The 6603-nt window shown below is 35.8% G+C and carries 9 protein-coding genes; 1 reads left to right on the plus strand and 8 read right to left on the minus strand.

Annotation, left to right across the window (positions count from 1 at the left end):
- Positions 1-135 precede the first annotated feature (135 nt).
- Positions 136-468 carry a hypothetical protein gene (locus LJD34_RS15160; protein ID WP_227360296.1) on the plus strand — a complete coding sequence of 111 codons (333 nt, stop codon included), beginning with the start codon at positions 136-138 and terminating at the stop codon, positions 466-468.
- 34 nt (positions 469-502) lie between these two features.
- On the opposite strand, the gene LJD34_RS15165 is transcribed toward LJD34_RS15160, so the two are convergent.
- The 8 genes from LJD34_RS15165 to LJD34_RS15200 form a co-directional block, all read right to left on the minus strand.
- A complete protein-coding gene (locus tag LJD34_RS15165; RefSeq protein ID WP_227360298.1) occupies positions 503-769 on the minus strand; it encodes a manganese catalase family protein in 267 nt (88 codons plus the stop codon).
- Positions 756-2324, minus strand: a complete 1569-nt coding sequence (locus tag LJD34_RS15170) for a recombinase family protein (RefSeq protein ID WP_003865495.1) — start codon at positions 2322-2324, stop codon at positions 756-758. The genes LJD34_RS15165 and LJD34_RS15170 overlap by 14 nt, the downstream gene beginning before the upstream one ends.
- Positions 2325-2406: 82 nt before the next feature.
- Positions 2407-2550 (minus strand): hypothetical protein, encoded by a 144-nt coding sequence (locus LJD34_RS15175; RefSeq protein WP_003865496.1) that lies wholly within the window; start codon positions 2548-2550, stop codon positions 2407-2409.
- Between the two features lie 413 nt (positions 2551-2963).
- On the minus strand, positions 2964-3206 hold the full coding sequence (locus LJD34_RS15180) for a helix-turn-helix domain-containing protein (protein ID WP_003865497.1): 243 nt from the start codon (positions 3204-3206) through the stop codon (positions 2964-2966).
- On the minus strand, positions 3196-3624 hold the full coding sequence (locus LJD34_RS15185; protein WP_040466352.1) for an RNA polymerase sigma factor: 429 nt from the start codon (positions 3622-3624) through the stop codon (positions 3196-3198). Before LJD34_RS15185 ends, LJD34_RS15180 begins: the two co-directional genes overlap by 11 nt.
- A gap of 425 nt (positions 3625-4049) precedes the next feature.
- Positions 4050-5345 (minus strand): M56 family metallopeptidase, encoded by a 1296-nt coding sequence (locus tag LJD34_RS15190; protein ID WP_003865499.1) that lies wholly within the window; start codon positions 5343-5345, stop codon positions 4050-4052.
- Complete coding sequence (locus tag LJD34_RS15195; protein ID WP_003865500.1) at positions 5342-5710, minus strand: BlaI/MecI/CopY family transcriptional regulator; 369 nt, start codon at positions 5708-5710, stop codon at positions 5342-5344. Before LJD34_RS15195 ends, LJD34_RS15190 begins: the two co-directional genes overlap by 4 nt.
- A 123-nt stretch (positions 5711-5833) precedes the next feature.
- Positions 5834-6603: conjugal transfer protein (locus LJD34_RS15200; protein WP_227360297.1), on the minus strand; the 770-nt coding region annotated here is incomplete at its 5' end.

The following is a 6603-nucleotide window of genomic DNA, read 5'->3' on the forward strand; positions in this document are numbered from 1 at the left end:
CTGTGTAAGACCTATAATGTATTGTCATTAGAGGCTGTAGTGGTTGAAGCAAGAATCTCCGACTTCTAAACGAAGTGTAAGTCGGAGTAGTTCACGTGTTCACATGTTTATATTTGTGATGAAGATCGTTATGCGATGCAATATTTATCTTATGTTATTAAAAAAGCAGTTGATAGAGTTGTAGTTAAAGAAGATGATTTTTATCTTCAAGAAAAGAGTTTTATTGATTTATTAATAAAAGATAAAGAAATTAAACAGTTATGGGATGATTTTCGACAATTAAATTGTGTTTATAAAGGAAAAAATAAAGAGTTTTTTTGTAAACAAATACCGGCTAAAAAAAGATATATCGATGTTTATGTAGAAAATAAAGGGAGAATTTCTAAGATAAATAAGGAAATGGCTCAAGAAATACAAATGTTTTTAGTAACAGATTTAAGTGAATATTTGTGGGGAAAGTGTGAATAAGTGCATAAAAGGTGAATAACTTGAGTTATTCACCTTATTCACATGTTTGTTCACGTTTTGATGAAGTAAATGAGGGATTATAAGCGTAGTAGTTCTTCTTGTTTAATTGACTCTTGACATATTCAAGTCCTTCAGCAAAACGTTGATAATGCACGATTTCTCTTTCTCTTAAAAAACGAATGACTTTATTGACGTCTTCATTTTTACTTAAAGCAAGAATGTTATCATAAGTGGTTCTAGCTTTTTGTTCTGGTGCAACTTTGTAAGAACAACAATAAGAATAAAAATTAGAAGTTCCAATGAATTTCGATAGGTACTTCCTTAGTTACAGGGTCTTTTTTGCCAACAAGAATATAGTCAATCAGTTTTTCTACAATTTCCCTGTCTAAGTGTTCAAGATTTGTATATTGCTCAATTAACTGGCGACGATTATCGCCGTTTTCCATTTTTCTTTCAAGCGTATCAAGCTGTTTTTGCGTATCAGCCACCAGTTTTTCAAGCCTTTCTTTTTGAGTAACGAAGTCCTTTGATAAATCTAAATAATCTTGTTCTGAAAGAATACCTTTTACCTTATCTAAATATAGTTCACGAATACCTTTTGTATATTCGGCAATTTTCTTTTCATAAGTAGAAATAGTAGATTTTAGGGCTTCTTGCTTTTCTTTTAAATTATTATTAAAAGTGACATTTTGTTCCAGTTCATCCTTATCAAGATATGCCATTGACATACGGTTCAATTCTGTAATTACAGCCTGTTCCAGTTTGGGAACAGATATAAAAGAACCGATACAAGCGTCTTTTGATACGTGGCGATTAGAACATTGCAGATACCGTCTGCCATCTGTCTGCTTATTAGAACGCATTGTATAACCACAATACATACAACGAGTTTTTTTAGCAAATAACCCGATAGTACCGACGGAAAAAGGTTTTGCCTTTTGCTCAATCAGCGATTGTACTTTATCCCAAAGTTCTCGGTCAATGATAGCTTCATGTGTCCCCTCAACCCTATACCACTCATCTTTTGGTCTGGGTTTGTTCTGTTTGGTTTTGTAAGAAACACTACCGTATTTTCCTTGTACCATATTTCCGATATACATTTCGTTGCACAACATATCAGAAATAGCAAAATATTTCCAAAGTGTGCTGTTTTTTCTTGTGGGTTGCTTATAACGTAACCCATGAAGTCGTTTGTATTCTGTCGGGTTCGGTACACCACGGTCATTCAGCATACGAGCAATAGCTGTTTTACCATATCCCTGTGAAAAGAGGGTAAAAACTTCTCTAACGATTTGTGCCGCTTCTTCATCAATAATCAGATGTCCCTTTATGTCAGGGTCTTTTTTGTAACCATATAAGGCAAATGCACCAATATGGAAACCATTTTTTCTTCTGTCCGTAAGCACGCTTTTGATATTATCAGACATATCTTCCAAATACCATTCATTTACCAAACCGTTAATCTGGCGTGATTTTTTGTTTCCCTTATTCGCAGTATCAGCATTATCAACAATACTAACAAAACGAATACCCCAAACTGGAAAAAGTCCATGTATATACCTTTCTACTAATTCCAGTTCTCTAGTAAATCGGGATTGTGTTTTACAAAGAATAATATTGAATTTTCGTTTTTCAGCGTCTTCTAACAACTGATTAAAAGCTGGTCTGCGTCTGTCTGCACCTGTATAATCGTCATCACTATAAATATTGTAAACTTCCCACCCTTGCTCTAATGCATATTGAAGCAACATAGATTTTTGATTTTGAATACTGTTACTATCGTCACTTTCTGATTGTTTGTTTCTGTCTTCCTCTGATAAACGGCAATATAAAGCAACTTTTATTTGATTTGTCATAATTTGTTTTCCCCTTTTAAGAGAAGACAAAACAAACTATCTCTGCAATATTATTATAACATTTAGCAGGATAATTTGTCTATCATCTAGCAGGAGTAACCTGCCCCTTATTTTTTTCAAGTTCACTTATCAATTCTATCCATATAGAAGTGTATGCTTTCTTAAACATCCGTTTATCATTGTTTTTAAAAACATTTTTACAGATTATCTTCACATCATTTTTCATTCGACCACCTCACAACAATATATTAAGAAGATATGCAAAAATGCTTGTACTTTATGAAAGATTTTGTCAATTTCAGAAGCAGGCAGACGGCTTTGGAAAGCTCCGTTAGTATCTCAACTATTCCCATTCCTGTGGGCAGAACCGCACCATGCGGACGTATCATTATTCTGTGAGGATAGGTCGTGGCAAAACGACTTTTCCAACAGTCGCTCTCGGATCACTGCGTGGGTCGCTCGCTTTCTTTTGAAAAGGTCGTGGCGTACAGTCCCCGTGGCTCGCTATCTCACAAACGTATCTGTCTGCTTTATTCAGTTGTCAAAGAGCTGTGGCGAAAGCGTGTTGCTTTCATGTAAAAGCAGGGGCAGAGCAGGAAAGAGGGGATTGAACAAATCATGCTCTGCGGTTACTGCGTGTTATTCTTCGGTTTCTAAAGGAATATCAAAGTCCAAAATCATTTTGATAAGTGCTTCTCTGATACGTCCCTTTAATTCCATGTCTACGACTATGCAGACATTACCATATCTGTCATAGAATGGACGTAAACAACATTTTGATATGTACGGGTCATAAAATGCCAGTATCTTTTCAATCGAATTTACGTTCCCGTCCACAGCCGACGAGATAAGGTAAAATGACGGGCGTGTGTTATTCATCATTCATGGTCTCCTTTAACTTTTTCTTGATTTCTTCAAGTGAGTTCTTCCTACTGCGAAACGACGTTGAACGGTTAATCTTTAATCTGTCGCCGATTTCTGTATCGCTCATGCCTAAGAAGAAGTACATCAACAAGATTTCCCTGTCCTTTTCAGACAGATACTTAATCGCTTCTGCTAAATCATCATCAAGAACACGAACCTCAATACCGCATACATCAAAGGCGGTATAATCGCTTTCGTATTCGTCCCAGACAGCCAGCTTTTCCACGACGATTTCTGGAAGTTCACAATAGGAAATTTCCTTATTTCTTCGTCGCTTTAATTCTTTGCGGTAATTACGGACAATGCCTTTTACTACACGTTTGAGCTTGCAGTCGAATTGACATTGTATCGTTCTTTGGAAGTCCGACGGTTTCATATCATCACACCCCCTTTCCGTTATGACGTGAAAAGTGTTTATCCCTCTTTCCGCACCATATCTGTACGGCAAGGTGTGATTTGTTGCAGGAATTTGAAAAAAATTGAAAAATTTTTTCGAGTACAAAAAAAGCCCGCACAAAACATATAGTCTGTACGAGCTATTAAAGCTGTGAGATATTCAGTTGTCGATAAAATGCTGTTAGGTAGTGTATGAGTGTATAAACTTATGCTTAAAACTTTCCATAATACAAGCCCCCTTACAGCACTTGATTTGTATTAAACTTTTATTTTCTTTCTTCAATTATGTGAAAGGGCGTTAGCACTTTTGGCTGTCGTTCCTTGATTACCTATCGCAAAGACATTCGAGTCTGTCACAATAGACAAATTCCATTTACTTGCCGTTAACTGACTCATTTGTCTTTGTTACTTTTTCGATTTAATTTCAAAACTTCCCGTATGATTATTAGCTTGTATAGTTACTGTATAAGTCCCAACTTCTTCAATATTAACCTCAAATGTTCCTGTTTCTATATTTGTTTCATCAAAAAGTTTATTTCCTCGTTCATCTGTAATTTCCATGCTTATTTTTCCCTCTTCGGTAACAAAGGATAGTATAATGGTCATAGGATTATCAATCTGAATATTGAATGATAAATTTTTTGCTGTGGTTTCACTCGTTACTCGACTAATACTTGTAGGCCAATTATCTTCAACTACTAGTTCTATTTCTTCTAAATCGGAAAAGCCATTTTTTATGCTATCTCTTGAAGTATTAGAGCTTTCATAATTACTTTGTTTTTCAGACACGTTTTCTATGTTTTCAACTACATTATCAGGGGAATTAGTTAAAAAACATACGGCAACTATTATACAAATAATGACAGCAACAATGCCAATCCAGAAAGCAGGCTTTTTATAATTTAACACGTTGCGTATCCTCCCTTTTACTCCGATTTCACCAAATCCTAAAGGATAGGCTATTATATTTGTTTTTTGCAGGCTACAAAAAAGAAGTGCCTCTGAATAGTTTTTTCGCTCTGAAAAATTTAGTGCTTTAATAACTTTTTCATCACAAGCCAATTCAATATCTTTGCAAAACAAACTATATGCTATCCAAATAAGAGGATTAAGCCAATAGACAGATAATAATAAAAAACCAAACGGCTTCCATAAATGGTCTTTTCTCCTCAAATGTGCCTTTTCGTGTGCTATAACATACGCCATTTCTTTTTCTCCTAAACTGGAAGAAAGATAAATCTTAGGTTTTACAATGCCTAATATAAACGGAGATTTTACACTATCACAAATAAAGATATTTTCTTTTAGAAGAACCGCTTCGTGCATACGCTTCTTGATACGCCAATAACTAATAATTGCGTAGCACAATATTGCAATAACACCAATTAGCCAAATAACACTTACTAAAGTTACAAGTATAAAAATAGGAAATTCTTGGTTGGTTGTTAAATCACTACTGTGTGCTATCGTCCCTTGCGATAGCTGAAATGTAGCAGGATTAATTGGCTCTGGATTTGATACAACACTTAATGTACTTTGGAAAGATATAGGGAAAACAAGGCGGATTGCAACTATTCCCCATAACAAACAAAATATCCACTTAGGAGCTTTCTGCAAAACTATACGTAACATAATTATTATAATAATAAGCCAACTTGCTATGATACTCATATTAGTAATTTTCAAGAAAAGTGTTGTCATGACTTAACCTCCTCGGCGTTGTCAATCATTCTTCGGATTTCCGCTACTTCTTCGCTTGTTAAAGTCTTATTTTGTGTAAAAGCAGCTATAAAAGCAGGCAAAGAACCATTAAATGTATCGTCAACATATTTTTTGCTTTGCATACCATAAAAATCTTGTTTTGTAATTAAAGATGTTACATTTCCTTTAATGTTTTGAAAAAGACCCTTATCACAAAGTCTTCTTAAAACTGTGTGGGTAGTAGTACGCTTCCAGTTAAACTCTTGCTGACAAAGTTTTACTAACTCGGTAGAAGTCGTTGGTTCATTAGCCCAAATCATATCAGCGAAACGAGCTTCAATAACACCTAATTGAATTTCAACCATGTAATGTCCTCCTTTCGAGACTACAAATAGTAGTCTTATGTATAACAGTCTACTCTTTGTAGTCTTATATGTCAAGAGTTTTCCATAATTCTTTAAGATACAAGATAATAATTTTTATATCATTTATCCTACAATCTTCCAGTTGCTATCCTTATGTAGTACAAGCTCATACTGCGATACCTGCGTCGCTTTTGTCTGATTATCAATGAATTTTACCGCTACCTTGACTTTCACATTGTCCCCGTCCTTTGTAAAGATAGGGTTTACCAGTTCAGAATAAAGGTAGTCCCCGCCAATAGGTTCAAGCACATTCCCAGATACATAATAAGCCAGCTCTTTTTCTGTGGCTGTCGGGTACAGCTTAAAGAATGTTTCCAGAAATGCGGTAGCGTCGTTTACGGTATCAGCGTCCACGCTTGCGTCTGTTTCTGGTGTCTTAGGCTCATAGTCTGATTTTTCGATTGCTGGTGCAAGAGTAGGGTTCTGAATGATTACCATATCCCCGTCAGCGTCTACATGGACTTTTACAGTATAAGTCGCTTTCGCATTGCTTGTCTGTTCTCCCTCTTTTATCTGCTGATCTACTTCGTAGGTAGCAGAAAAAGTGTCCGTTCCCGACTGTTCAATACTCCATACAATCACATCTGTAACTGTGGAGCTGGTCGGTATATCCGTTCTGATTGTATCTATATTCAAGTCCTGCAATTCCTTTGTCAGATAACCGTTGATTGTCTGCGTCCTTGCTTCAATCGCTTCTTTGCTGTTATTCCATGTGTAGTAGGACTTCGCAAAGTTCTTCACGAAATTTTCTATCCCGTTGGTGTCCTGCAAGCGAAGCTCAATGATTTCTTTTTCATGGGTCGTGTGCTGGTCGATAGCCGTAAAATTCTTAT

Source organism: Faecalibacillus sp. MSK20_93, assembly GCF_020589945.1.
In the GTDB taxonomy this organism is placed as follows: domain Bacteria; phylum Bacillota_I; class Bacilli_A; order Erysipelotrichales; family Coprobacillaceae; genus Faecalibacillus; species Faecalibacillus intestinalis.

What these genes read in the sequence shown, in the direction of transcription:
- LJD34_RS15160 (WP_227360296.1), top strand. Translation starts at nt 136, where the DNA reads ATGCAATATTTATCTTATGTTATTAAAAAAGCAGTTGATAGAGTTGTA.
- LJD34_RS15170 (WP_003865495.1), bottom strand. Translation starts at nt 2,324, where the DNA reads ATGACAAATCAAATAAAAGTTGCTTTATATTGCCGTTTATCAGAGGAA.
- LJD34_RS15175 (WP_003865496.1), bottom strand. Translation starts at nt 2,550, where the DNA reads ATGAAAAATGATGTGAAGATAATCTGTAAAAATGTTTTTAAAAACAAT.
- LJD34_RS15180 (WP_003865497.1), bottom strand. Translation starts at nt 3,206, where the DNA reads ATGATGAATAACACACGCCCGTCATTTTACCTTATCTCGTCGGCTGTG.
- LJD34_RS15185 (WP_040466352.1), bottom strand. Translation starts at nt 3,624, where the DNA reads ATGAAACCGTCGGACTTCCAAAGAACGATACAATGTCAATTCGACTGC.
- LJD34_RS15190 (WP_003865499.1), bottom strand. Translation starts at nt 5,345, where the DNA reads ATGACAACACTTTTCTTGAAAATTACTAATATGAGTATCATAGCAAGT.
- LJD34_RS15195 (WP_003865500.1), bottom strand. Translation starts at nt 5,710, where the DNA reads ATGGTTGAAATTCAATTAGGTGTTATTGAAGCTCGTTTCGCTGATATG.